We start from the raw sequence: 818 nt of genomic DNA, 5'->3' as shown, positions 1-818 counted from the left end.
GTCAGAAGGGTGATCTTGATGTGCTTCGCTCTCTCTTTGTCATGGCTGGCGAGACCATGGCTACAGAGAATGTCTTGACCAGTGAATTCAGCGATTTGCAGCCTGGTGACAGCACCCTGCTTAACAGTGGTCTTGATGAGGAGCAGGTTTTTCTGCCCGTGAGTCCCGTTGAACTAGCACGTTGGCTGGAATCTCTTGATCGTGCTCTCGCTCGTAGATTGCGCAATCTTTCCCACGCTCTCAACGTTGAAATGTTGCGAGCCGGAATTGTCAACAGCCTCTTACCAATCAGCTTGCTTGATGCTGTGTTGAATGGTCAGTTGGAATCTGAACCTGTGGCATCCAATTTGCTGAGATTGCGCGTACCGGTATCAACCAATCCAATGGTCTTAGAGGGCATGGAGATCATTTGCGTTCTTCTGCGCCCATCCGAATTGGAGTTTGACGACCCGCGTTTGCGACGGTGTCGGGCTCAACTCAAGCGACATCGCCGTACCTTGCTCAAAATGGTTCGACAACAGCGGCACTGGCAACGTCGCGCCATGGCTCAGGAGGTAAAGCAACAGTGGTGGCAGAGCCCTTCCGCCAATCCTCCAACCAGTCCACCCAAGGTCTGAGTACGGATCAGTTGCAGCATCTACTCAGCTGGATGCGCATTCTGCAGCAAGCGTTAACCCTGGAGGCTGAGAACGGTTTTAAGAATCTTGAGGGGCGTCAGGAGAATTTTCATGCATTCTTGGTGCGTCAGTTAGCAGAACCACCCTCTGGACTGCTGCCTACTAAAAGTCAGGCTCGTCTCAGCCAGTTAGCTGAAGCCT

General features: G+C 52.3%; 1 protein-coding gene and 1 pseudogene. Both read left to right on the top strand.

The window, feature by feature from the left end:
• Window positions 1-617, top strand: a pseudogene (locus PMIT1303_RS00465) (hypothetical protein); the annotation flags it as partial.
• The coding region (locus PMIT1303_RS00460; RefSeq protein WP_231901151.1) for a hypothetical protein at window positions 569-818 on the top strand (250 nt) is incomplete at its 3' end. The pseudogene PMIT1303_RS00465 and the gene PMIT1303_RS00460, both read left to right, overlap by 49 nt.

Origin of the sequence: Prochlorococcus sp. MIT 1303, assembly GCF_001631965.1 — a bacterium.
GTDB classification, from domain to species: domain Bacteria; phylum Cyanobacteriota; class Cyanobacteriia; order PCC-6307; family Cyanobiaceae; genus Prochlorococcus; species Prochlorococcus marinus_D.
This window is presented reverse-complemented; position numbering and strand designations above follow the sequence as displayed.